Genomic DNA, 23,452 nt, shown 5'->3' with positions numbered 1-23,452 from the left:
TCCCCAGCTCTGAGGTCTGGTTATGCCCCTCCCGGGCGATTTTTCGTGGGATCGCCAGCAGAAGTGGAGGAATAGCTGATGGTATGAGCCATTCGTCGAGGGCGGAGCATCGATAGTTCAGTGATTCACGTCGATAAGATGGCCTTAGCCGAGTGCTGCGTCCAACCGGTGCTTCAGCCGCGCCAGGGTTCTGCCAAACACTGCCTCGTCTCCGAGGGCTCTGGCAAGCGTCAACGCGCCCTGGATGCCGCCGACGGCCTCTTCGGCGAGCATCTTCGCCTCGGCGCCCGGCGCCCCGGCCCTGAGCAAAGCGCCGCAAAGGGATTCGATCCAGCGATGGAAATAGCCGCCGATGGCGGCGGAGAAGCGGTCGCGCGTTTCATCCAGTGCAAAGGCGCCGATCAGGCAGACGCGGCGGCCGGAGCGGAAATAGCTGTCCGTCGTCTCCCACATGCGGGCAATCGCGGCGCGCGGTTCCTCCTCTTCCAGCGGCTTGAACATTTCAGTCACGAACCATGCGTCGATATTGGCCATGATCTCGGCCGCCATCTCTTCCTTGCCGCCCGGAAAGAAATGATAAAGGCTGCCCTTGGACAGTTTCGTGCGGGCGGTGATCTCGCTCATCGAGGCACCTTCGTAGCCGAGCTCGCGAAAGACTTCGGCAACGAGGGCGATGGCATCGGCCTTTTCGAAGAGGATGCGCACCATCTCACAGGCCGAGGTCGGAGAGGCCGGGGTGATCGTCCGGCCGCCGGCCGAGCGGCCAATGGAATTTCCGGTCCTCTTGCCTGATCGGCATGTCGTTGATGGAGGCGAAACGGCGTTGCATCAGGCCCTCGGCGTCGAATTCCCAATTCTCGTTGCCGTAGGAGCGGAACCAATGGCCGCTGTCGTCATGCCACTCATAGGCAAAGCGCACGGCGATGCGGTTGCCCTCGAAAGCCCAGAGTTCCTTGATCAGCCGGTAGTCCAGTTCTTTTGCCCATTTGCGTGTCAGGAACTCGATGATTTCCTTGCGGCCGCGCGGAAATTCAGCGCGGTTCCGCCATTGGCTGTCCTCCGTATAGACCTTGGAGACACGCTCCGGGTCGCGGCTGTTCCATCCGTCCTCGGCCATGCGGACCTTGGCGATGGCGGTTTCGCGGGTGAAGGGCGGGACGAGTGGGGTTGGCATGATGCGCTCCTTTAAACCGATTGGCTTTAAATAGACCGATCGGTTTAAAGGGTCAAGCGACGTGCTTTTTCGTGATACCGCCCTTCAGTGCGCGAACTTTCTGGCTCCGGCGACGCAGGCGACGACGGCAAGGGTTACGACCAGCATCGACCAGCTGACGCTTTCCTTGAGGAGGGCTGCGGCAAGCGCGAAGCCGAAGAAGGGCTGCAGGAACTGCAGCTGGCCGACGGCCGCGATACCGCCCTGGGCGAGCCCGCGATACCAGAAGATGAAGCCGATCAGCATGCTGAAAAGCGAGACGTAGAGGAGGCCGAGCCAGGCGGGCCCGCCGATTCCGGCCATGCTATCCGGCATTGTCATGATACAGAGCGCGACGGTGACGGGCAGGGACAGAACCAGCGCCCAGCAGATGACCTGCCAACCGCCCAGCCGGCGCGCGAGCACGGCACCCTCGGCATAGCCGAGGCCACAGACGACTACGGCGGCAAGCATCAGGAGATCGCCGACCGGCGAGGCTGACACACCCTGCGCCAGCGCATAGCTGCAGACGAGCGCGCTGCCGAGGATGGAGAATATCCAGAAGGCCGGGCGCGGCCGTTCGCCGCCGCGCACCACGCCAAATATGGCGGTCGCCAGCGGCAGCAATCCGATGAAGACGATCGAATGGGCTGAGGTGACGTGCTTCAGCGCCAGTGCCGTCAAGAGCGGAAAGCCGACGACACAACCGAGGGCGACGATCGTCAGCGAGGCGATATCACCGCGGGTAGGGCGCTTCTCACGAAAGGCGAGCAGCAGACCAAGTCCCAGAAGGCCGGCAATTACGGCTCGGGCAACGGTCAGGAACAGCGGGTCGAAATCCATCACGGCCACGCGCGTGGCCGGCAGCGAGCCGCTGAAGATGACCACACCCGTCAAACCGTAGATCCATCCTGTCGTCGTCTTGTCCATTGCGTGTGCTCCTTACTGGCTCGCGGTATCGGCGCATTTGCCTGGTCGAGCCAGAGACGGTACAGTACAATTCATACGAACTGTTATGGTTAAAGGCGCAGTACGGATGGACAATCTTTCGATGACCGGCACTGCTGGCATAACCCGGATCGAAGGCGTGATGGCGACGATATCGGAGCGCATCGCTGCGCGCAGCCTCGCGCCCGGCGCGCGGCTTCCGTCCGTGCGCAGCTTTGCCAAGACGATGCGGGTTTCCGTTTCCACCGTTGTCGAAGCCTATGAACGGCTCGCGGCCGAGGGCGTGATCCGCTCACGGCCCGGGTCCGGCTTTTATGTCTGCGGGCCGCTGCCGCCGCTCTCGCTCTCCGAAACGGGGGCGAGATCGGGCCGCAATGTCGATCCGCTGTGGATCTCGCGGCAGTCGCTCGAAGTCGGCGACGATACGCTGAAGCCGGGCTGCGGCTGGCTGCCGCCTTCATGGTTGCCTCAGACGGCCCTGCGCAAAGCGATGCGGACGCTGGCGCGCGGCGATATCGGAGTGCTTGCGAATTACGGGACGCCGCTCGGCCTGCAGCCATTGCGGCAGCTGCTGGCCCGGCGCCTGGGCGAACACGGCATCAATGTGCCGCCGGATCAGATCATGCTGACGGAATCGGGCACGCAGGCGATCGATCTTCTCTGCCGCTTCCTACTCAAACCCGGCGATACCGTCGTGGTCGACGATCCCTGCTACTTCAATTTCCATGCGCTGCTGCGGGCGCATCGCGCCAAAGTCGTTTCCGTGCCTTTCACGCCGACGGGACCGGATGTCGAACTGTTCGGCCAAGCGCTCGAACGGCACAAGCCGCGGCTCTACATCACCAACTCCGCCATTCACAACCCGACGGGTGCAACGCTCTCGCCCGTCACGGCGCATCGGCTGCTGAAGCTGGCGGATGCTGCCGGGCTCGTCATCATCGAGGACGATATCTTCGCCGATTTCGAGCAGGTGCCGGCGCCGCGCCTGGCCGCCTATGACGGGCTGGAGCGGGTGATTCATATCGGCAGTTCCTCGAAAACGTTGTCGGCCTCCATCCGCTGCGGGTTCGTCGCCGCGAAGCCGGCCTGGATCGACGATCTCGTCGATCTCAAGGTCGCCAGCAGCTTCAGCTGCGGGCAAGTGTCGGCCGAGCTCGTCTATCTCGCGCTGAAGGATGGAAGTTATCGCAAGCATGTCGAGGCGCTGCGTGTCCGGCTTGCAAAGGCGATGGATGAGGTTTCGGCCCGGCTGGAAGCGATCGGTATCACCCCATGGCTCAAGCCGCATGCGGGCATGTTCCTTTGGTGCAGGCTGCCGGAAGGGCTTGATGCCGCCGACCTTGCCCGTGCTTGCCTCGCGGAAGGTGTCATCCTCGCCCCGGGCAATGTTTTCAGCCTGTCGGAAACGGCCGGCCGCTTCATGCGGTTCAACGTCGCGCAATCGGCCGAGCCCCGGATCTTCGACGTGCTGGAAGCATCCATGCAAAAGCTGCGGATGAAGCATAGGGACCCCGTTGCGACCGGCCTTACGCCAGCCTAGAGGTTTACCGGCGACACGAGCATTCCCGACCGGCCGGTTTCCACCGTGGCGGCTGCTCCTGTCGCCGGTCTGATCCCTATTTGGCGAAGAGGCTGTTGATGTCGGCGAAAGCCTTCATCTCGATGGCATTGCCGCTCGGGTCCTTGAAGAACATGGTCGCCTGTTCACCCGGCTCGCCGCGGAAGCGGATATAGGGCTTGATGACGAATTCTATGTCGGCTTTCGCCAACTTCTCGGCGGCTGCCTCCCATTCCTCCATCGACAGAACGACGCCGAAATGGCGTACCGGGACGCCGTGGCCATCGACAGCGTTTGCTGCCACGTCGGTCGTTTCACCCGGCGCCAGATGGGCAACGATCTGGTGGCCGTAAAAGTTGAAATCGATCCAATCAGGCGAACTGCGGCCTTCGGGGCAACCGAGAAGGCCGCCATAGAAGCTCCTCGCCGCAGCGAGATCGTTGACGGGAAATGCGAGGTGGAAGGGATGAAGCGGTGCTGCGCTCATGATGGTCTCCGGAGAAGCGAGTGATGCAGCCATTAATAAGATACATTTTTCTCTATGAAAAATGGTATATCGTGATGTTGAGATACAGGAAAAATTATGAATCATGATTGCGGAACTTCAAACCCTTGTGGCTATCGCCCGCTTCGGAACGTTTGCTGCGGCGGGAGATCGCATTGGCCTGACGCAGGCCGCTGTCAGCGGGCAGATGAAACGGCTCGAGGAAAGGCTCGGCGTCAAACTGTTCGAGCGGACGGGCCGCTCCGCAACGCTGAATGCCGCCGGGCTTAGAACGCTCGAGCGCGCCAAGAGCATTATCGCGATGTTCGAGCACATTGCCGATCCCGTCGACGAGACCTCGGGCGGCGAGCTGCGCGTCGGCGCAATCGCTTCCGTTCAATCGGCGCTGCTTGCCCGCGCACTCGGTCCTTTTCGGCAGCGATTTGCAAACCATCACCTCCGCATCGTCCCAGGGGTGTCGCTGCATCTGCTCGACCTGCTCGATGCCGGCGAACTCGATCTCGCCGTGCTGATCGAACCTCCTTTCGGCTTGCCCAAAAATCTCATCTGGCGACCCCTGGTGCGCGAGCCCTATGTGCTTGCGGTTCCCGAGCGGCTCCAGGGCGACGACTGGCGAACGCTGCTGCGCGAGCAGCCCTTCATCCGCTATGATCGCAGCTCGTTCGGAGGGCGGCAGGTTGACCGCTTCTTGCGGTCGCATTCGATCGTTCCGCGGGAATCGGTGGAGATCGACGATATAGCAGGGATCGTCGCGCTGGTCGGACAGGGGCTCGGGGTGGCACTTCTGCCTGTTGTCGACGGCAGTCCTCCTCCGGTGGCGCCGATCCGCATGGTGCCCCTATCCGGACCTGCATTTTATCGCGAGATAGGGATATTGCAGCCGCAGGAGAGTATGCCAGCCGCAATCTGTCTTGCAGAATGCCTGATGGCGACTCAGCAATAAGACCATATTCGGCACAAAACCGTGCCTCCGAGCCGCCAGCGGCAATGCCGTCTCTTCCTGAAGCTCTTGCCACACGGAAAATATCCGTCATAGCTTTGCCACATGGCCGCTCCAAGTGCGGTTCATATCCGCAATGGAATACACCGTTTAGTGAGGCCGGTCGTGCGCGTTCTGCTTGTTGAAGACGACAATATCCTCGGCTCATCGCTGAAGAAGGCGCTGGAAAAGCACGCCTATGGCGTCGACTGGATGCGCGACGGCGAATCCGGCCTCGAAGCGGCGGAGCATTCGCATTTCGCGGCGATCGTGCTCGATATCAATCTGCCGCAGCTGAGCGGCATGGAGGTGCTGCGGCGCATCCGGCAGCGGGGAAATTCCGTGCCTGTGCTGCTGCTGACGGCGATGGATTCCGTGCGCCAGAAGGTCGAGGGCCTGGATGAGGGTGCGGACGACTATCTCGTCAAGCCGTTCGATCTCGACGAGCTGCTGGCGCGGCTGCGGGCGCTCATCCGCCGGCGCGACGGACGCACCGAAAGCGTCATCCGCTGCGGTGACGTCGAGGTCGATCCCTCCGCCATGGTGGCTCGCAAGGGCAATGTGCAGGTCCATACGACGGCGAAGGAGTTCCATCTCCTGAAGCTGCTCATGGAGCGCAGCGGCCGATACGTGACGAAGAACGATATCGAATATGCGCTTTATGACGCGGAAAACACCGTCGAGAGCAATACGATCGAAGTGACGATCTACAATCTGCGCAAGAAGCTCGGCACCGATTTCATCAAGTCGATCCGCGGCGTCGGCTATATGATCGAGCGATGAACAATTCCACGCTCACCCGCAAGCTGTTTCTGCGCATCGCGCCGGTTGTCGTGGTGACGATCGTCGTGATCGCCGCCTTCGCCTTCAACAGCGCGACGCGGGAAATCAATAATATCTACGATGCCCAGCTCATCGATGATGCCAATGTGATCTGGAGCCTGCTGCGTCGGCCGCTGGAGAAGAATCCGGACCATGGCGCCAAGCAGATCGACGACATCGATTTCAACATGGACAATCAGCTGGCCTTCAACGAAGACGCTGATGACTATGCCGATGCGCATATGTTCCGCGCCTGGGTCGACGGCAAGATCCGCTTCTACAGCAGCACGGCCTTTCTCTCTGACGTTCCGCAGCAGAAGGTGGGTTTTACCACGCTGACCTATGGCGGCGATGAGTGGCGCGTCTATTCGCTGCCGATCCCGAACACGACCATCGTGATCGAGCTCGGCGAAAAGATCGCGCTGCGCGAAACGCTCGTTTCCAATATCTTGCTCAATCTGTTCTTTCCGCTGCTGATGCTGGTGCCGGTCATCGGCTTTCTCATCTGGCTCGGCATCAATAGCGGCCTGCGCACGATTCACGGGCTGGTGCGGCAAATCCGGACCAGATCGCCCGACGATCTCTCGGCTATCCCGGTCGAAGAGCTGCCGCGCGATCTGCTGCCGCTTGGCCGGTCGATCAATCAGCTGCTTGAAAAGCTCGGGCAATCGCTGACGCTGGAGCGACGCTTTTCCGATCTTGCCGCGCATCAGCTGCGCACGCCGCAGGCGAGCGTGAAGCTGCTGTTGCGAATGCTCGAGAACAGCGACAGCGATCAGGAGCGCCAGGCGATCATTTCCGATCTGGTGGCCAGCAACAACCGCACCATCCATCTTATCGAACAGCTGCTGCGGCTCGCCAGGGTCAGTCATCACCCTCTTAATCTCACCTCGATCGAGCTTTATCACTGGATGGCGTCGCTCATTGCTGAATTCGGCAACATCATCACCAGCCGCAAGCTCGACGTCGTGCTGGAAGGGGACGAAGCGATCCAGATCCGAACCGACGAGGCCCTGCTGCGCATGCTCGTCACCAACCTGCTCGACAATGCGATCAAATACACGCCCGCCGGCGGGGAAATCAAAGTTTCCATCGCCTCGGAGGATGGCTTCGGTTGCATTTCGATCAACGACAGCGGCCCCGGCATTCCGCCGCACGAAAGGGAGGCGGTGTTCCAGCGCTTCTACCGCCTCCATACGCTTCACACCGAAGGGGCTGGCCTTGGCCTTGCGATCGTCGCAGACACCGCAGACCGCCTTTCAGCAACCGTCGATCTTTCCACATCTCGTCTGGGTAGCGGTCTTCAAGTCGATTTGAGATTGCCGCTCAGCTAAAAATGACAGCCTCGTCGTTTTTCATATTCGCATCATTTTCCGCTCATGCCCGGCTCATCTGAGGTTGTTAGACGCAACTTAAGATTAGGCGAAGGGGTATTTGATGCAGGTGTTTTGCGATTTTGATGGAACCATATCCATCGAAGACGCGACGGATATGGTGCTAACCCGTTTCGCCGGTTCCGAGTGGGAAGATATCGAGCAATTGTGGAAGCAGGGGCAGATCGGCTCCGGCGAATGCATGCGCCGGCAGATCGCTCTCATCAAGGCAAGCAGAGGCGAGCTCGACCGTTTTCTCGATACGCTGGCGATCGATTCCGGTTTCGAGGCTTTCCTGTCCTTCTGCCGCCGCGGCGAATTGCCTGTCACGATCGTCAGCGACGGTGTTGATTATTTCATCCGGCGCATCCTGGCGCGTCACGGCATCGAGGGTCTGCCGATCGTCGCCAACGTGCTGACCTGCAGCGTTTCCCAGGGCCGCGAATCCTATTCGCTGTTTCCGCCGTTTACGGCGACCGGCTGCGTATCCGGCGCCGGCGTCTGCAAATGCCGCGTCGTCGATAGCAGCGACCTGCAGGTCTATATCGGCGACGGGCGCAGCGACTTCTGCGTTTCCGACAAGGTGGACCTCGTTTTCGCCAAGGCCAAGCTTGTCGATTACTGCGAGGAAAGCGGCATTCCCTATGTCGGTTTCGAAGACTTTTCCGACCTGCTTCCAAAGATGGAAGCCGTTCTCCCGAGCGTCGAGCGACGCTCCCGTACGCTGCCGCACTTCAAGACAGCGTAAAACAGACCGAGAGGCATTGAATGAAAACGAATGTAGCCGAAGCCTTCAGCGGCGAGACCGAGTCCGTCCGCTCCGAAGAGGAATTGCGCGTTCTTGAGGAGCTCTATTGCTCCCATGGCGATACGGTTCACTACACGGACAAGCCGAAATTCTTCGAGGAATGCGAAGGTTCCTATGTCTACGATCGGTCCGGAACGCCGTTCCTGGATCTGCAGATGTGGTACTCCGCCGTCAACTTCGGCTATCGCAACGAGCGCCTGAACCAGGCTGCGCACCGCCAGCTCGACCGTCTCCCGCAGGTCGCCTCGCAATATCTGCACCGCGAAAAGGTGGAGCTTGCCGCGATGATCGCCCAGGATGCCGAGCGCAAGTTCGGCCGCAAGGGCCGCGTCCACTTCAACGTCGGTGGCTCGCAGGCCGTCGAGGATTCCTTGAAGCTCGTGCGCAATTACACCGGCGGCAAGAGCCTGATGTTCGCCTTCGAAGGCGGCTATCACGGCCGCACGCTCGGCGCTTCGGCAATCACCTCGAGCTATCGCTATCGCCGCCGTTACGGCCATTTCGGCGATCGCGCGCAATTCGTCGAGTTCCCTTATTACTTCCGCGGCCCGAAGGGCATGTCGAAGGAAGAATACGGACATTACTGCGTTCAGAAGTTCGCCCGCCTGTTCGAGAGCGAATATAACGGCGTCTGGGACCCGAAAGCCGGCAAGTCCGAATATGCGGCCTTCTACATCGAGCCGATCCAGGGCACCGGCGGCTACGTCATTCCGCCGATGAACTTCTTCGTCGAACTGAAGAAAGTGCTCGACGATCACGGCATCCTGCTCGTCGTCGATGAAATCCAGATGGGCGTCTACCGTACGGGCAAGCTCTGGTCGATCGAGCATTTCGGCGTTTCGCCGGATGCGCTGATCTTCGGCAAGGCGATCACCAACGGTCTCAACCCGCTTTCCGGCGTCTGGGCTCGCGAAGAGATGATCAATCCGGAGATCTTCCCGCCCGGCTCCACGCATTCCACCTTCGCCAGCAATCCGATGGGCACTGCCGTTGCGCTGGAAACGATGAAGATGCTGGAAGAGCAGGATTTCGGCGCCGCGATCATGGAGAAGGGCGCGCATTTCCTCGACGGACTGAAGCAGCTGCAGAAGCGGCATGCCATCGTCGGCGAAGTCGATGGTCTCGGCCTGGCGCTGCGCATGGAAATCTGCAAGGACGACAGCTACACGCCGGACAAGGCGACGATGGACTGGATGTGCGACGAAGGCATGAAGGGCGATCTTCAGGTCGGCGGCAGGACCTACGGCCTCGTGCTTGACGTCGGCGGCTACCATAAGAACGTCATCACCTTCGCTCCGAACCTGCTCATCACCCGCGAAGAGATCGATCTGGCGCTTGCGCTGCTCGATCAGCTTCTGACGCGCGCGGCCCGGAGATAAGACCGTGCAACTGCTGCTTCTTCATCTCGATGATGCTTTGGAGTTGCAGCCCGACTTCGTGCGCGCCTGCAAATTTGCCGGCGCGTACCAGTATTTCGGCAAGAACGCCGGTCAGCAGGTTCGGCTTTGGAGCAAACAGGGTGCCCTTGACGATCTCAGCCGCGAGATCGTCAAGAACAGGCCGACGACAGGAAAGACGCCGCAATTGAGCTTCATGGGCTCCGGTGATTTCCATCATATCACCGCCCTGCTGCTCGACGATGCGCTCGAGCGTCAGTCCAGTGCGGCCACGCTGATCCATTTCGACAATCATCCGGATTGGGTCAAATTCGACGGCGGACTGCACTGCGGTTCCTGGGTCAACAGCGCCCTTGCCAATTCCAACGTCCAGAAGGTCATCACGATCGGCGTCTGCAGTCACGATCTTCGCAGCCCAGAGCGCAAGGGGGCCAACCTGCATTGGCTCGCCGACGGCAAGCTGGAGCTGTATCCTTACGAGCATCCGCCGAGCCGCGTCGTTGGTGACTACGGCAATGGCGCCAGCTACCGGCAGGAACGGGGTGCGCTGCACTGGAAGTCGATCGCCGAGATCGGCGAGGAAAATTTCATCGATCACATGCTCAGCCGTATTCGTACCGAAGCGGTCTATGTAACGATCGACAAGGACGTGCTGGCAGCCGACGATGCCGTTACCAATTGGGATCAGGGCCGCATGCGGCTGCCCTACCTCCTCTCGCTGATCAGCGAAATCGGCAGCCGTCACCGTATCATCGGCGCCGATGTCATCGGGGATTATTCGATCCCGAGCTATGCTGGCAGTCTTCGGACGCAGTTCATGAAGCGCGCGGAGATCTTCATCGATCAGCCGCGCATGCGTCAAGGCGCCGAAACGACGAGGAACATCAACAGCGCCGCCAATCACGCGCTGCTGGAAGTTCTGGCGGAGTACATGGAATGACTGGCAGCCTGACACTTCCCATGCTGGGACTGATCCTATTCTGCATACTCGCGGAGACGGCCCGCGAAGTTTGCTTCAAGCAAACGGCCGGCGAAGGCACCCTGCTTTCGGCGCTGGCCAAGCCGATCACCTGGCTCGGCATTCTGTTCTGGGCCGTGGAGCTTTTCACCTGGACGGCGGTTCTCGAGCACGTCCCCCTGACAATCGCCTTCCCGCTGATGGCGCTGAGCTACGTGGTCATCGTGCTCGCCGGCGCCGTCATCTTCAAGGAAAACATCAACCTGCGCCACGCGACGGGCGTATTCCTCGTCACCGCCGGTGTGGCTTGCGTGGGAGTTACAGGATTATGAAAATCTTTGCGCACACCCGATGGGACCTGGCACCGGTTCTGGCCGCTGTCGCCCATCTCGCCTTCGACATCTATCTGATCGTCGGCTTCGAAAGCCGGCCGCTTTGGCTTTCGGCCATTCTCGGCTGCCTTTATGCCGTTTCCATCTCCTGGAACATCAACAGCATATCGCATAACTTCATCCACACGCCCTATTTCAAGCCGCGCTGGATGAACTATGGTTTCAGCCTGCTGGAGTCGGTCGCGATCGGTTTCTCGCAAACCTATTATCATTGGGTGCATATGCGCCACCATTCCGGCAACAGCGACCGCCCGAACGAAAAGGGCGAGACTATCGACATGCTGTCGATCTATCGCTACGGCCGCGACGGCCAGCCGGAAAACGTCTGGTCCTACACGTTTCTGAGTTTCTTCCGCGACAGCCTCGGCGACATTCACAAGGCGATTGCCCGCAACCGTCCGTTCGACGCGGCCTGGGGCCGGTTCGAGCTCTATTTCTTCCTGGGGCTTGCCGCGCTTGCGCTCGTCTACGACTGGAAAGCGGTGCTGTTCTTCGTGCCGTTCTATTATATCGGCAATTGCCTATCGTCGCTGAACGGCTATTACGAGCATCTGAACGGCGATCCGGACGAGCCGATCGCCTGGGGTGTTTCGAGCCACAAATCCTTCTACAACTGGCTCTGGTTCGGCAACGGCTATCATGCGGAGCACCATTATCGCCCGCGGACTCACTGGACGAAACTCCAGGCGCTGCACGAGCAGATCAAGGAAGAGCAGGAAAAGAACGGCACGCATGTGATCAGCACCTGCCATGCTCTTGGCTTCATGGCCAAGGAAAACCGGCAGTCGGAGCTCTCTCATGAAAGCTGACGAATTGAGCTTCTTCATGGAGGGCTCAAACGGCAAAGGCGTCCTTCTGGTCCATGGACTGACGGGGGCGCCCGCCGAAATGAAGCTGGTGGCCCGGCACCTCAACCGCCGAGGCTACAGCATATATGCGCCGTTGCTGGCCGGTCACGGCGTCGATGCGAAGACGCTGCGCGGAACCCGCTGGGAAGACTGGCTGGCCTCGGTCGTCGAGGCATCGCGGTTGCTGGCATCCCGGACGCAGGAGGTCTTCGCCGCCGGCATCTGCGTTGGCGGAAAGCTCGCCATGCTGGCCGCCGAACAGCAGAAGAAGACCATCGGCGCGGTGGCGATCTACTCTCCCTGCTTCAGTTACGACGGCTGGGACGTTCCCTTCTACTATCCGCTGCTGGCCTCACAGATCGGCTGGCTCTCACGCGTTCCGTTCCTCGACCGGCTGAGCTTCAGCGAGACGACCTCGCTCGGGATAAAGGACGAACGCATGCGCCGGCTGATCGAAGGCATGGCGAGCGAAGGCGTCTTGGAAAAATTTCCCGGCAAGGGTCTGGTCGAGATGCATCGGCTGGGCAAGGCTCTTCGCAGCCTGTTGCCGCAAATGCAGACGCCGACGCTGATCCTGCATGCCGAGGACGACGATCTCGCCAGCCCGAAGCATGCCCGCTATATTTCCGAGCATATCGGCGCTCCGCACGAGCTGAAATGGATCACCGACAGCTACCACATGATCCATGTCGACCGGCAGCACCGCCAGGTGGCCGATTTCACGGCCGATTTCTTCGAGGCGCGTCATGTCGCAGCCGCTGCTTAAAGTCCCGCCGCAGCCGATGGGCGATCCGGTGGCCGAAGTTCATGTCAGCATCCGAGCCATCGGCCGCGATGCGTGGAATGCGTGTTTCCCGGGTCAGGTCGAGGACTATGATTGCCTGCTGGCGATCGAGGAAGCCGGTCTCGAAGGGTTCGAATGGCGCTACATCACCGTCACGGAGGGCGGACGGATCAGCGCGGCCATGCCGGCCTTTCTCTGCCTTTATGCCCTTGATACCACGCTGGAGGAAGGTTTCCTGCGCCGGTCCATGCGCAAGGTCCAGCGCTATTTTCCGAAGTTCCTGAAGCTGCGTCTTGCCTGCCTCGGTTCGCCCTGCACGGAAACGGGAGCGATCGGCTTTCATCCCGACGTCGATAGCGAGCGCCGCGGCGTCTTGCTGGCTGAGATGCTGTCCTTTTTCGAGCAGGTCGCTGCGGCCGAGCATTGCGGGCTGATCGGCCTCAAGGACATTCCCGAGCCGACATCGGCCGAATTCGGCGCGCTGTTTGCCACGCGCGGCTATGCCTCGATCGGCGGCCTGCCGACCGCCTGGCTCGACATCGATTTCAAGACGGTCGACGAATATCTCGCCAGGCTTTCGTCCGGCACCCGCAAGGACATGCGGCGCAAGATGAAATCCTTCGAACAGGTCAGGGTCGAGATCCGGACCGATTTCGGCGAATTCCTGCCGGAGGTCATGGCGCTCTATCACGACACGCGCAATCGCAGCGAATGGCAGTTCGAGGAACTGACCCCTGCCTATTTCCAGGGCATTCTCGACCGCATGAACGGCCGTTCCTTCTGCGCCTTCTATTTCGTCGAAGACAAGCTCCTGGCCGCCAATCTGATCGTCCATGACGAGCGGGTGGCGATCGACAAGTTCTTCTGCATGGATGGCGAAAAGGGCCGGCCGTACAATCTCTATTTCCTGAGCTGGTTCACCAATCTGCGCTATTGCCTCGACAATGGATTGAGCCGGTACCAGAGCGGCCAGGCCTATTATGAAAACAAGGTGCGGCTCGGCAGCAAGCTGACGGCCAATGCCATGTATTTCCGCCATCGCAATCCTTTCCTTCAGGGAGTGTTGCGGCTGGTGTCGCCGCTGTTCTCGACAGATGAGGCGGATGTGTAATGCCGATGCGTCTTTCCTGGCTTGCCGTGCCGGTGCTGAATACTCTGTTCCAGTTCTTCATCAAGCTCGGAGCCGAGCAGATGAGTGGTGGCGGCACGGAAGGCTGGCTGTGGCAAGCGCTCTCCTCCTACTGGATATTGGCGGCCATCGCCGTCGAGATCGGGACCTTCTTCATCTGGATGAACGTGCTTGCCGAACTCGATCTCAGCCGCGCCTTCCCGCTTTCCGGCATCAGCTACGTGCTGATCATCGCCACAGGCTGGTTCGTCTTCGGCGAGCGTGTCGTCGCCCTGCAGGTGGTCGGCAGCGGATTGATCCTCCTGGGGGTCTGGTTGATTGCCGGTGCCAATGCGGTGCCGGAAGAGCGTGACGATTGGCATGTGAAGCATGACGGGCTGCGCAGCAGCGCCGGTAAGGATGGGTGATGACCGGTTCTCCAGCTGAAAGCCGCCCCAAGGGCAAGAGCAATGCCCTTTTCTCCGGCGTTGCGGACTGGTGCGTGAAGCGCGCGCTGTCTTCGATCGTGACGCGTGGTGCGTTGAGCGTGACCACGGCCAGCGGCCGTGTGCTGACCTTCGGCGACGGAACCGGCAAGCCGGTTCACGTTCGTTTCACCGACGACCGCGCCGAATGGGCGTTTCTCATCGATGCCGATATGCGGCTCGGCGAACTCTTCATGGATGGCCGCTTCGTCGTCGAGCAGGGTACGCTTTACGATTTCGTGGCGATGATCTTGCGCGAGGCGCAGAACAGCACTCATCCCCTTATTGCCCGCATCATCGATTACGCGCGAACGAAGCTGCGGATTTTCCGCCATCGCAACCTGCCGGGGCGATCGAAAGCGAATGTCGCGCATCACTACGATCTCGACGGCCGGCTCTACGAGCTTTTCCTCGATCCGGACCGGCAATATTCCTGCGCCTATTTCGAGCATGCAGACCAATCACTTGACGATGCGCAGATTGCCAAAAAGCGGCATCTCGCCGCCAAGCTTTTGATCGAGCCGAACAACAGCATCCTCGATATCGGCTGCGGCTGGGGCGGCCTCGCGCTGCATATGGCCGAACATGCGCCGGGCGGTTACGTGCTCGGCGTCACCCTATCGGAAGAGCAGCACGAATACGCGTCGAAGCGGGTCGCCGAGAGGGCGGGTGGAACGCCGGCAGAGGTTCAGTTCGCGCTGAGGGATTACCGCAGCCTGACCGGCCGCTTCGACAGGATCGTTTCCGTCGGCATGTTCGAGCATGTCGGGCTTGCATCCTATCGCACCTTTTTCCGCAAATGCGCCGAGCTGCTGGAGGACGACGGCATCATGGTGCTGCACACCATCGGCTGTTCGGCGACACCGGGCTTCACGACGCCGTGGCTCGACAAATACATCTTTCCCGGCGGCTATATTCCGGCGTTGTCCGAGATCGTGCCTGAAATCGAGGCGGCGGGGCTTGCCATTACCGATGTCGAGGTGCTGCGGCTGCATTATGCCAAGACGCTGGAGGCGTGGCGGGAGCGGTTCATGGCACGCTGGGACGACGCCGCCAAGCTCTACGACGAGCGCTTCTGCCGCATGTGGGAATATTATCTTTCGACGGCGGAGGCAGCGTTCCGCTATGAGGATCTCGTCGTCTTCCAGATACAGATCGCCAAGCGAAACGACATCATTCCGCTGACGCGCAACTATATTGCCGAGAATGAAGCGAAGAGCGTTTCAAAACTTGACGTTGAAGGTTCTGTTCAGCGTAAAGCCGATAATGTTCTGGTCGGGTGAGCCGAAGCGCGAGGTGATCGGGCTATCGGCGGCATCGCCTACGAGGCGGTTATATTTTCCGTAAACCTGCACGCTCCATTCGGGCGAGATCGTATAGGTCGCCGCCACGGTGAAACCGACCGATTTGATGCCGGCACCGGCATCGAAGGCATTGATATGGCCATGCCTTGCAGCTTCACTCTCCGAGATGCCGAAGTTGGTGCGCATATAGACTGTGTTTGCCATCGACAGGCGAGGACCGGCGGACAGGAGCCATTTGTCTCCTAGCGGCTGGAACCAGTCGAGGGCGAAATCACCGACCAGTCCATCGCCGCCCCAAAGCGATTGGCGGATCTCCGTGCGGAACCGGAGCCGATTGTCCATCAGCCAATATTGCGCAAAGCCGCCCGCATCGAAATTCCAGCGCACCCTGCGCTGGCTTTGCAGGTGCAGGTCGTTGATGTCGAAGCGGTCGTCCCGCAGCCCCACAACCGGGCCGATTTCGACACCGCCGAGATCGAAGAGCTGATAATCGAAATTATCGTCCGGCGCGCTGTATTCCTGGGCCTCACCCAAACGATGAATGTCGAAAGACGGCAGGGCGCCAAAGGTATAGTGCTTCGATCCCTCATAGCTCGGACCGTATTCCACGGTCGCGCCAAGCGTGACGACCCAAGTACTGGACGAGGATTTAGCAGGGGTATCGTCCGCTCTGGACGAGGCGGGAAACATGCCGGCTATGCACGCCGCCAGCAACCCCGTTCCGGCCAGTGCAGACAGCCGGGCGGAAAAAGATGTCCCAACATTTAACACTCTGAAAACACCTGATACCTGATCGCCCCTGCAGCTCTACTAGCACAGCTCGCGGCTTGAAAAACAGCAGAAAGTTTGAAAGCAGACATGGCGCCCGACCAGCGGCCTGAACGCTTCCGTATCGCTAACGCCCCCATGAACCATCCTTCTGCAGACAGCAAAGCAGGCCACCTCCTGTCGTGGCGGCCGCGGCGACTGCAATAATTCCCGCCAAGATAGAGAGATTTTATTTCACGAACCTGAAGCGCATGCGCGGCCGGATATATCGTTCAGGCTTCGGTCGGTTGGAAGCTGCGCGTTTTGTTCCTAGATAGGCTTTGTCCGATATCGAGCTTCGACTGTGGACGGATGATAAAAGAGCACGCAAGGCAGGTTTCAGCGCATGAAGGATCGGCCATTCGGAACATCGGGCATCCCTGGATGGTTGAACCGCTACGAGCCTTTGCTGCTTGTGATGTTCGCCGCGCTTTCGGGCGGTATTCTTCTGTTCATCTATCTGACGGGAGAGGTCCTCGAAGGCAGCACGAAGGGATTCGACGAGGCTATATTGCTGGCGCTTCGCCAGCCCGGGAACCTGGCCGTGCCGATCGGGCCGGGATGGCTGACCCATGCCGTCAAGGACATTACCAGCCTCGGCGGGACGACGGTTCTGGCGCTGATGACGGCGCTCGTGACGATCTATCTGCTGCTCGACCGGCAGCGCGCCATCGCCATCTTCGTCCTGGCCTCGGTTCTTGGCGGCTGGGCGCTGAGTGCGGCCCTGAAGGTCGGCGTCGCACGGGCGCGGCCGGATATCGTGCCGCATCTGGTGGAGGTTCACGATCTGAGCTTTCCGAGCGGCCATGCCATGGTATCGGCCGTGACCTATCTGACCCTTGCCGCGCTGATCTCAGGCACGCGGACCTATCGTTCGACGCGTGTTTTCACCGTGGCGGCCGGCATCCTGCTGACATTGATGATCGGCGCGAGCCGGGTCTATCTCGGCGTGCATTATCCGACCGACGTTCTCGGCGGCTGGTGCGCCGGTGCGACCTGGGCGCTCGCCTGCTGGATCATTGCCCGCCGCTCTATATCGCCTGCGGCCAGGGGCAAGGGATATTCCGAAGACGATGGCCCGCCTTTCAAGTGAGGGAAGGTGATCTTACCGGATCAGCACTGGACTTCGAGGCGCGTGGCCACCAGCAGCGAGTAGTCCGTGCCTTTCGGATCGCTGAAGAACATGCTTGTCAGCGCAGCCTGGTTTTCGGCCATGACTTCTTTCGGATCGGGTCTGATGACCTTGCGCTTGCAGCGGCCGAAGGCGGGTCCCGATGTGCTCAAATCGTTGTCGGTGGCGAAATCGACCGCCGTATAGAGTGTCTTGTCGTAAATGCCGAAGATGGTGGTTCCCTTGAGGAAGGTCTTCTGCTCCGGCTTGAGCGAAAAGGTCAGCGTCAGGGAGCCGTCCTTATAGTGGGCCTCAATCGCGTCCGGCTTTGCCATCGGCACCGCTTTGCCATTGCTGGTGACGTTCGTGTAGTAACCATATTGCGCCAAGGAATCCCTGACCGTCTTTCCCACGGCCTTGAGCTCGCTCGCGCTCAACGACTGATCGCCGCTCTTGCCGTAATCCATGAGCACGGAGGAGGTGAACACCTCGTCGAAGCTCCAGACATTGCGCAGCTCGCTGATGGAGCCATCGGGCGCCGAGACGACCTCGAATTTGGCATCGATGAAGATATGCGGATGGGCGAGCGCGGGAAACGGCAGAAGCGACAGTATCGCAATCAGCAGGGAAATCTTTGTTTTCATGCGCACAGCTACCGCGTTCCGTCCGTTATCCGTTGCGCAGACCTGCACGTCAAATTGGACTGATTTGAGACCTGCGCTTCGGCCGCCGAGCGAGGGTGGGCGAGGGGAGAAACATGCTTGCTGCCATCTCTGAGCATGTTTACGAATTAAGAGTTAAAATCGGTTTCCGACATCGAAGAGGAACGGGAAAGCAAAATGACTCAGTCGGGATTCATCGCATATTCCGGTGCGCTGGCGATTGCGGCAATCATTCCGGGTCCGCAAATCGTTGCCATCGTGGCGCAAGCTTTGAAGAGCGGCTATCGGCGTGCAGCATGGATGACGGCCGGTATGGTGTTCGGCGACGTATTGTACCTTGCCACGGTTCTTGCCGGATTGGCATTCATCGCGGAAACCTTCAGTTATTTGTTGATTGCGATCAAATGGGCAGGGGTAGCCTATCTTTGCTGGCTGGCTGTGCAATTCTGGCGATCCGGCGAGACCTTCGATGAAAGCCATGCGGCCCAGCGGGGGAGTGGTGCAAATGCATTCGTTTCGGGCGTTCTGGTGACGCTCGGCAATCCCAAATCGATCCTGTTCTATATCTCCATCCTGCCGACGGTCGTGGACATCCGCGCGCTATCGGCCACCGACGTTCCGATTCTTCTGGCGATAACCGCCATCATTCTGACCGCCGTGCAGTTCCCTTTCGCCATCCTCGGAGCGAAGACGCGCCGGTCCCTGCAGTCGCCTCGGGCGATGCGCCTGATGAATCGCGGCGCAGCCTTTTGCATGGGAGGCGCTGCGGCGACGATCGCGATTCGTAACTAGGACGAGCGCATTGCGCGGAAGCGCGAGAGGAAAAGAAAACAGGCGCGCGAAAAATGCGCCTTCCGGTCGGAAAGGCGCTTTTACGGCCAAGCCGTAGCGTCTTTATTCTATGGGAAAATTTGAAAACTGGAGCGGGCGAAGGGATTCGAACCCTCGACCCCAACCTTGGCAAGGTTGTGCTCTACCCCTGAGCTACACCCGCTCATTCCCGTCGCGATCCGGGGTAGTGTGTTGGACCGCTGGGCGTCGTCTTGCGGCGACGGGCGCTATATGGCCTAACCATTTTTCAAATGCAACAGGGAAATGACGCGTTCGCGAAGAAAAATTGCATCTTCTTTTCGCAAGCTCTCGGAAAGCCCGGAAACGCCGGGCTTTGTCGTCTCGAAGATTGCAATGAAATTGTGGGCGACGTATCAGGAGCGGACCATTTTTCATTGCGAGACGTCATGACCGAGACCACCCCGAAAACCCGCGACGACCTCTTCCGATTCCTGGACGGGCTCGGCATTGCCCATAAGACCAAGGACCATGCCCCGGTTTTCACCGTCGCCGAATCGGTATCGCTGCGCGACGAGATTCCCGGCGGCCATACGAAGAACCTGTTCGTGAAGGACAAGAAGGACAATTTCTTCCTGCTGACCGTCGAGGAAAATGCGACCGTCGATCTGAAGACCGTTCACACGCTGATCGGTGCGGCGAGCAAGGTGTCCTTCGGCAAGCCGGAGAAGCTGATGGAATATCTCGGCGTCCTTCCGGGCTCGGTTACGGCCTTCGGCGCGATCAACGACACCGCCAACAATGTCACCTTCGTCCTCGATGCCGATCTGATGGCGCATGACATCGTCAACTGCCATCCCCTGTCGAACGATGCGACGACGTCGATTGCCAGCGGCGACCTCCTGCGCTTCATGGAGGCGACGGGTCATACGCCGCTAGTCTTGAAAGTGACGAGCTAACATACGATTTTAGCGCTAAGATATGGCAGGCGGCTTCTCTTTGGGCTGTCCGCGTGCTTTGACCATTCCATTCGGCGTGCTGCGAGGCGGACTTCAATGGGTTCGTTCGGAAAGCATGCTCCTTACAAGATCAAGGATGCCGGCAGGCGGGAGACACTCATGAGCGGTTCGAACAATCCCTACAACGCTTCCTTCGGCGGGCAGATGTCGGCCTCGGCATCTTACGGCGGCGCGCCGGCCGCAGGCGGCGCATCGCCGATCAAGGATACGACGACTGCCAACTTCGCCAAGGACGTTATCGAAGAATCGCGCCGGCAACCGGTGCTGGTCGATTTCTGGGCGCCCTGGTGCGGCCCGTGCAAGCAGCTGACGCCGGTTCTCGAAAAGGTCGTCACCGAAGCGCAGGGGCGCGTCAAACTGGTCAAGATGAACATAGACGATCATCCGTCGATCGCCGGCCAGCTCGGCATCCAGTCGATCCCGGCCGTCATCGCCTTCGTCGACGGCCGTCCGGCCGATGGCTTCATGGGTGCTGTTCCCGAGAGCCAGGTTCGCCAGTTCATCGATCGTCTCGGCGGCCCTGCAGGCGGCGGCGATCAGGCGGCGGAAATTGCCGCAGTTCTCGAAGAGGCGGGCGGCCTGCTTGCCGCCGGTGACGTCAATGGCGCTGCCGAACTCTTCGGCGCGGTGCTGCAGGCGGACCCTGAAAATGCCAAGGCGCTTGCGGGCATGGCGGAATGCATGATCGCCGCCGGACAGAGCCAGCGCGCCCGCGAGGCGCTTGCCGACCTGCCGGAAACGCTCGCCAAGGATGCCGGCATTCAGGCGGTGGTCAAGAAGCTGGATCAGATCGACGAAGCCCGCAAGCTCGGCGATCCCGTGGCGATCGAACGGGAACTGGCCGCCAATCCGGACAATCACGAGCAGCGCATCAAGCTTGCCAAGATCCGCAATGTCGAAGGCAAGCGGGACGAGGCGGCCGACCATCTTCTGACCGTCATGCGCAAGGATCGCAGCTACGGCGACGACGGCGCGCGCCGCCAGCTCCTGGAATTCTTCGAGGTATGGGGCGCCAAGGACCCGGCCACCATCGCGGCACGGCGCAAGCTGTCCTCCATTCTGTTTTCGTAAAGGGTCTGTTCCGCCAGGTGTAGCGATCGTGCGGAACCTTCCGGACGATCGCCTGTTAGGCAGCGGTCAAGATATTCGGCAGGCGGGCGGCGTTTTTCATTGAAGATGCTCTTGTGTTTTCGGCAGACGGGCTCACATTATCGGTGACGGCGCAAAAAGGGACGATGACCGCGACTGTGTCGTTCCTGCGCGGCCAACTGCGGCGCGCGCGGCGATCCAAAGTGCGTTGCGATCTTTCGGCTTTGCTTTTCGCACTTTAGGTCTTTGATTTTGCGCATGTCGCTGTCGCAAAACCGCTGCACACTTGCGCGACATGCTTTGGCGGGATGGAAGAGATGCAAGTCGGCAATGCCAGATATTTGAAGCCAAGCGATCTGCCTGATTCGGTTGCCGTCTTTCCTTTGTCCGGTGCGTTGCTGCTGCCCGGGGCGCAATTGCCGCTCAATGTCTTCGAGCCGCGCTATCTTGCCATGTTCGATGCGGCGATCGCCGGAAATCGTTTGATCGGCATGATCCAGCCGGCGCTGGGAGAGCCGCCGGAATCGTCCAATCTGGCGCATGTCGGCTGCCTCGGCCGTATCACTTCCCTCTCGGAAACCGGAGACGGACGCTATATCGCCGCGCTGACCGGCATATGCCGTTTCCGGCTGATGGATGAAATCACCAACAGCCAGCCCTATCGCACCTTCCGCATCACGCCCTTCATCTCCGACCTCAAGTCGCACCATGAGGAGGATACGGTCGACCGCGCCGCGCTGCTTGCGGCGTTCCGAGCCTATCTGGAAGCCAACAAGCTGGAGGCGGATTGGGAAAGCGTCGAGCGCGCCGACAATATGATGCTGGTCAATTCGCTGTCGATCATGGCGCCCTTCGATCCGGCCGAGAAACAGGCCCTTCTCGAAGCGCCCGACCTGAAGACCCGCGCCGAAACCTTCATCGCCATCGTCAAGATCGTGCTCGCCGGTTCCGGTGACACCGATTCGCTGATGCAGTAGGAGCTTGCCGATGGATGTCACGGTCAGCAAAGTCGATCCGAAACTGCTCGATCTGCTCGTCTGCCCGCTGACCAAAGGGCGGCTGAGCTACGATCGGGAAAAGAACGAGCTGATCTCGGAAAAGGCGCGCCTCGCCTATCCGATCCGGGATGGCATTCCGATCATGCTGATTTCGGAAGCGCGGCGTATCGAGGATTGAGGCTGATTCAGTTCGGTTGAGATGTATCATTCAATCGGCGATGCACCAGTAAAAGGCTGAGGAGCGTGCAATATGCAATGCCCGAGATCACGAGAGCCAACACAGAGCAGTCTGCGGACCGGCGTAGGTCACTACAGTCGTAAATAATGGTGGCGCCGCTGCATAGGAGAGATTGAGCGGGACCGCCAGTCGTGCCGATGCGCGGGCGTAAGTGCCGGTGGGAAAAATCTGCAGCGGCAGCGTGGCGCGGGTAACGGCGGTGATGCCGCTGGCAATGCCATAAAGCGCGGCGAAAAGCATGGCGCCCGTGAAGCTGTTGCTCAGCAAAAGAACCGCGAAGCTCAAGGGAAACAGAGCTGAGCCCGTGAGGCCGATGAAAAAGCCCGACCAGCGCCGGCCGCCTAGAAAATCGACCAAGCGGCCTGCCCATCGGGCAATGCCGATGAAGGCTGCTGCCGCCAGCGCGCCTGCATGATCGAGACCGGCAGCCTCGAAGAGGATGATGATCGTCAGGGCAAATCCCCAGGTTACGAAGCCGTTGGCGGCAAAGCTTGCGGCCAGCAGGATAAAACTCGGCCCATGGATGGGCGCAGACTCCGGTGCGGCCTTAACTCCCGATTTCTCCTTAGGCCGACGGGCGAGCGCGGTCCAATGGAGTGGCGCGCAGACAAACAACATCAGCGCGGCAAAGAGAAGCGTTGTTGCGCGCCAGCCCCATTGATCCTGCAGAAGGCCGGTCAGCGGCCAGACGATCGTCGACGTCAGACCACCCGCCAGGATCAGAATGCCGAGCGCCCGACGCGCTTTATCGCCGGCGATTTCGCTGACCGCGATCTGTGCCGGTGTGGTCAACATGCAGGTGCCGGCGAGGCCGATGGTCACCCATGAAAGGATATAGAAGACCGGACCGTGGGCGAGCCCGAGGATCAGCAGTCCGCCGGCGCCCAGAGCGGCTCCCCAGGTCATGACCGCGCGCGCGCCGTGGCGTTCGAAGATTGAGCTCAGCGGCCAGGACATCATCGCCATCACGACAAGCATGATGGTTGGTCCCGCCATGACCATGGGCAGAGCCATCCCCAGCTCGCCGGCCATGGCAGGGCCCATCACTGCCGGAAGATAGAAGGTGGCGCCCCAGCCGATGAGCTGGGTCAGCGACAGGGCGACAACGGCACGAGCTGTAGGCGAGCGGAGCCGAACGCCAGTAATCGGTGCGGAAAGCGTCATGAAGTCGCGGCAATGATGGAAAAGAGGAGGCATCAAATACCCTTGGATGCGACTACCTTTTACGTCTTATGGAATGAGGAACGTCGGCATTTCCGTCAGCGATGGCGAAAAGAA

At 60.2% G+C, this 23,452-nt stretch carries 26 protein-coding genes and 1 tRNA gene; 19 read left to right on the top strand and 8 right to left on the bottom strand.

Translation table 11 applies throughout. The annotated features are described in order from the left end of the window. Positions 1-144 precede the first annotated feature (144 nt). The 3 genes from C7U61_RS17605 to C7U61_RS17595 form a co-directional block, all read right to left on the bottom strand. The gene (locus C7U61_RS17605) at positions 145-708 is read right to left on the bottom strand and encodes a TetR/AcrR family transcriptional regulator (RefSeq protein WP_106999366.1); all 564 of its coding nucleotides are present in this window, start codon (positions 706-708) and stop codon (positions 145-147) included. Position 709: 1 nt separating this feature from the next. Beyond that, on the bottom strand, positions 710-1,174 hold the full coding sequence (locus C7U61_RS17600) for a nuclear transport factor 2 family protein (protein WP_106999365.1): 465 nt from the start codon (positions 1,172-1,174) through the stop codon (positions 710-712). 84 nt (positions 1,175-1,258) lie between these two features. Then, the gene (locus tag C7U61_RS17595; protein WP_106999364.1) at positions 1,259-2,122 is read right to left on the bottom strand and encodes a DMT family transporter; all 864 of its coding nucleotides are present in this window, start codon (positions 2,120-2,122) and stop codon (positions 1,259-1,261) included. Positions 2,123-2,243: 121 nt separating this feature from the next. On the opposite strand from C7U61_RS17595, the gene C7U61_RS17590 reads away from it, so the two are divergent. Next, on the top strand, positions 2,244-3,680 hold the full coding sequence (locus tag C7U61_RS17590) for a PLP-dependent aminotransferase family protein (protein WP_181315869.1): 1,437 nt from the start codon (positions 2,244-2,246) through the stop codon (positions 3,678-3,680). 76 nt (positions 3,681-3,756) lie between these two features. On the opposite strand, the gene C7U61_RS17585 is transcribed toward C7U61_RS17590, so the two are convergent. Continuing rightward, positions 3,757-4,185 carry a VOC family protein gene (locus C7U61_RS17585; protein ID WP_106999362.1) on the bottom strand — a complete coding sequence of 143 codons (429 nt, stop codon included), beginning with the start codon at positions 4,183-4,185 and terminating at the stop codon, positions 3,757-3,759. 103 nt (positions 4,186-4,288) lie between these two features. Here C7U61_RS17585 and C7U61_RS17580 point away from each other — a divergent pair, with 103 nt between their 5' ends. The 12 genes from C7U61_RS17580 to C7U61_RS17525 all read left to right on the top strand — a co-directional run bounded on the left by C7U61_RS17580 (position 4,289) and on the right by C7U61_RS17525 (position 15,440). After that, the gene (locus tag C7U61_RS17580) at positions 4,289-5,146 is read left to right on the top strand and encodes a LysR family transcriptional regulator (protein ID WP_106999361.1); all 858 of its coding nucleotides are present in this window, start codon (positions 4,289-4,291) and stop codon (positions 5,144-5,146) included. A gap of 162 nt (positions 5,147-5,308) precedes the next feature. Next, on the top strand, positions 5,309-5,965 hold the full coding sequence (locus C7U61_RS17575) for a response regulator transcription factor (protein ID WP_106999521.1): 657 nt from the start codon (positions 5,309-5,311) through the stop codon (positions 5,963-5,965). Further along, positions 5,962-7,338 carry a HAMP domain-containing sensor histidine kinase gene (locus C7U61_RS17570; RefSeq protein ID WP_106999360.1) on the top strand — a complete coding sequence of 459 codons (1,377 nt, stop codon included), beginning with the start codon at positions 5,962-5,964 and terminating at the stop codon, positions 7,336-7,338. The genes C7U61_RS17575 and C7U61_RS17570 overlap by 4 nt, the downstream gene beginning before the upstream one ends. Before the next feature lie 103 nt (positions 7,339-7,441). Beyond that, entirely contained in the window at positions 7,442-8,125 is a 684-nt protein-coding gene (locus C7U61_RS17565; RefSeq protein WP_106999359.1) for an MtnX-like HAD-IB family phosphatase, read from the top strand. Between the two features lie 20 nt (positions 8,126-8,145). After that, positions 8,146-9,564, top strand: coding sequence for an aminotransferase class III-fold pyridoxal phosphate-dependent enzyme (locus C7U61_RS17560; protein WP_106999358.1), 1,419 nt, complete (start codon positions 8,146-8,148; stop codon positions 9,562-9,564). A 4-nt stretch (positions 9,565-9,568) separates the two neighbouring features. Continuing rightward, positions 9,569-10,522: an arginase gene (locus tag C7U61_RS17555; RefSeq protein WP_106999357.1), complete on the top strand. Its 954-nt coding sequence runs from the start codon at positions 9,569-9,571 to the stop codon at positions 10,520-10,522. Further along, entirely contained in the window at positions 10,519-10,872 is a 354-nt protein-coding gene (locus tag C7U61_RS17550) for an EamA family transporter (protein WP_106999356.1), read from the top strand. Before C7U61_RS17555 ends, C7U61_RS17550 begins: the two co-directional genes overlap by 4 nt. Continuing rightward, on the top strand, positions 10,869-11,741 hold the full coding sequence (locus C7U61_RS17545; RefSeq protein ID WP_106999355.1) for a fatty acid desaturase: 873 nt from the start codon (positions 10,869-10,871) through the stop codon (positions 11,739-11,741). The genes C7U61_RS17550 and C7U61_RS17545 overlap by 4 nt, the downstream gene beginning before the upstream one ends. Further along, positions 11,731-12,546 (top strand): alpha/beta fold hydrolase, encoded by an 816-nt coding sequence (locus C7U61_RS17540; protein WP_106999354.1) that lies wholly within the window; start codon positions 11,731-11,733, stop codon positions 12,544-12,546. Before C7U61_RS17545 ends, C7U61_RS17540 begins: the two co-directional genes overlap by 11 nt. Beyond that, positions 12,527-13,675: a GNAT family N-acetyltransferase gene (locus C7U61_RS17535; protein WP_106999353.1), complete on the top strand. Its 1,149-nt coding sequence runs from the start codon at positions 12,527-12,529 to the stop codon at positions 13,673-13,675. Before C7U61_RS17540 ends, C7U61_RS17535 begins: the two co-directional genes overlap by 20 nt. Next, positions 13,675-14,100, top strand: a complete 426-nt coding sequence (locus C7U61_RS17530; protein WP_181315868.1) for an EamA family transporter — start codon at positions 13,675-13,677, stop codon at positions 14,098-14,100. The genes C7U61_RS17535 and C7U61_RS17530 overlap by 1 nt, the downstream gene beginning before the upstream one ends. Further along, complete coding sequence (locus tag C7U61_RS17525; protein ID WP_106999352.1) at positions 14,100-15,440, top strand: cyclopropane-fatty-acyl-phospholipid synthase family protein; 1,341 nt, start codon at positions 14,100-14,102, stop codon at positions 15,438-15,440. The genes C7U61_RS17530 and C7U61_RS17525 overlap by 1 nt, the downstream gene beginning before the upstream one ends. On the opposite strand, the gene C7U61_RS17520 is transcribed toward C7U61_RS17525, so the two are convergent. After that, entirely contained in the window at positions 15,381-16,151 is a 771-nt protein-coding gene (locus C7U61_RS17520; RefSeq protein ID WP_245410824.1) for a MipA/OmpV family protein, read from the bottom strand. The two genes, C7U61_RS17525 and C7U61_RS17520, sit on opposite strands and share 60 nt — an antisense overlap. A 463-nt stretch (positions 16,152-16,614) precedes the next feature. On the opposite strand from C7U61_RS17520, the gene C7U61_RS17515 reads away from it, so the two are divergent. After that, complete coding sequence (locus tag C7U61_RS17515) at positions 16,615-17,361, top strand: phosphatase PAP2 family protein (protein ID WP_106999350.1); 747 nt, start codon at positions 16,615-16,617, stop codon at positions 17,359-17,361. 20 nt (positions 17,362-17,381) lie between these two features. Here C7U61_RS17515 and C7U61_RS17510 read toward each other — a convergent pair whose 3' ends face one another. Continuing rightward, positions 17,382-18,023, bottom strand: coding sequence for a DUF1007 family protein (locus C7U61_RS17510; protein WP_106999349.1), 642 nt, complete (start codon positions 18,021-18,023; stop codon positions 17,382-17,384). Between the two features lie 195 nt (positions 18,024-18,218). On the opposite strand from C7U61_RS17510, the gene C7U61_RS17505 reads away from it, so the two are divergent. Then, positions 18,219-18,833, top strand: a complete 615-nt coding sequence (locus tag C7U61_RS17505) for a LysE family translocator (protein WP_106999348.1) — start codon at positions 18,219-18,221, stop codon at positions 18,831-18,833. Between the two features lie 127 nt (positions 18,834-18,960). On the opposite strand, the gene C7U61_RS17500 is transcribed toward C7U61_RS17505, so the two are convergent. After that, a tRNA-Gly gene (locus C7U61_RS17500) sits at positions 18,961-19,035 on the bottom strand. Positions 19,036-19,279: 244 nt separating this feature from the next. Between C7U61_RS17500 and C7U61_RS17495 the strand changes: the two genes are divergently transcribed. The 4 genes from C7U61_RS17495 to C7U61_RS17475 all read left to right on the top strand — a co-directional run bounded on the left by C7U61_RS17495 (position 19,280) and on the right by C7U61_RS17475 (position 22,114). Further along, positions 19,280-19,789: a prolyl-tRNA synthetase associated domain-containing protein gene (locus C7U61_RS17495; RefSeq protein ID WP_106999347.1), complete on the top strand. Its 510-nt coding sequence runs from the start codon at positions 19,280-19,282 to the stop codon at positions 19,787-19,789. A 159-nt stretch (positions 19,790-19,948) separates the two neighbouring features. After that, positions 19,949-20,920: a thioredoxin gene (trxA, locus tag C7U61_RS17490; protein ID WP_106999519.1), complete on the top strand. Its 972-nt coding sequence runs from the start codon at positions 19,949-19,951 to the stop codon at positions 20,918-20,920. A gap of 335 nt (positions 20,921-21,255) precedes the next feature. Next, complete coding sequence (locus C7U61_RS17480) at positions 21,256-21,915, top strand: LON peptidase substrate-binding domain-containing protein (protein ID WP_106999345.1); 660 nt, start codon at positions 21,256-21,258, stop codon at positions 21,913-21,915. A gap of 10 nt (positions 21,916-21,925) precedes the next feature. Beyond that, a complete protein-coding gene (locus C7U61_RS17475) occupies positions 21,926-22,114 on the top strand; it encodes a Trm112 family protein (RefSeq protein ID WP_037154712.1) in 189 nt (62 codons plus the stop codon). A gap of 87 nt (positions 22,115-22,201) precedes the next feature. Here the strand turns inward: C7U61_RS17475 and C7U61_RS17470 are convergent, their stop codons facing one another. Further along, complete coding sequence (locus tag C7U61_RS17470; protein ID WP_245410823.1) at positions 22,202-23,371, bottom strand: MFS transporter; 1,170 nt, start codon at positions 23,369-23,371, stop codon at positions 22,202-22,204. Positions 23,372-23,452 lie beyond the last annotated feature (81 nt).

Source organism: Rhizobium sp. JAB6, from assembly GCF_003024605.1.
GTDB lineage: Bacteria > Pseudomonadota > Alphaproteobacteria > Rhizobiales > Rhizobiaceae > Rhizobium.
This window is presented reverse-complemented; position numbering and strand designations above follow the sequence as displayed.